The sequence below is a fragment of the Oleiphilus sp. HI0117 genome (assembly GCF_001635235.1).
Window position 1 is genome coordinate 1 of record NZ_LWGA01000509.1, and the last position, 746, is coordinate 746.

Consider the following 746-nt stretch of genomic DNA (forward strand, 5'->3'; position numbering starts at 1 on the left):
ACCCCTTCCCCCAGGTGCCGCCAGAGCCAATCGCCGTTTTCGATTGAATAATATTCCAACCTGAGCCTAGCGGATCACTTTCTGGGTCGAGAAAAGTTAGGACACGTTGTTTTTGGTAATCTCGCATCACAAACATCCACATAAGCGGCGCAAAAGATGCGAGTAAAACAGCAAAGCCCCCGACTAGCCTCCAGCTCAAACCCGCAAACATTAATACAAAAACACCCGAGGCGGCAATTAAGATTGAAGTCCCCAAATCCGGCTGCTTAACAATGAGCAATACCGGAATAAAAACGAGCACCAATGATCCCATGACAGCCTTAAAGCTTGGAGGTAAATAACGCGCAGCCAAAAACCATGCAACCATCATCGGCACCACCAACTTCATAAACTCAGAGGGCTGAAAACGCGGTAAACCTGGTAGCTGTAACCATCGCTGTGCACCTTTAGCACCCGTTCCAAAGAAAATAACCCCTATCAACGCTGCGACACCAATAACATATAGCCATGGAGACCAACGCCGGTAGACATTGGGATCTAGCTGAGCAAAAACAAACATCACAACAAATGCAATACCGAAGCGTGTCGCCTGTTTTTCGACATACACCATATCTTGACCACCTGCGCTATATAAAATAGCCAGACCAACGGCACACAACAATAGAAGCAAGCCCAACATGATCGGGTCTAGGTGCAAGCGAAACAGAAGACCACCACTATTGCGCAAGTGACTTTCTGCCCCGGGC

1 protein-coding gene is annotated in these 746 nt (G+C 48.1%); it reads right to left on the bottom strand.

Annotation, left to right across the window (positions count from 1 at the left end):
• On the bottom strand, positions 1-746 hold a 746-nt coding region (locus tag A3757_RS05745; RefSeq protein ID WP_369819533.1), incomplete at both ends, for an FtsW/RodA/SpoVE family cell cycle protein.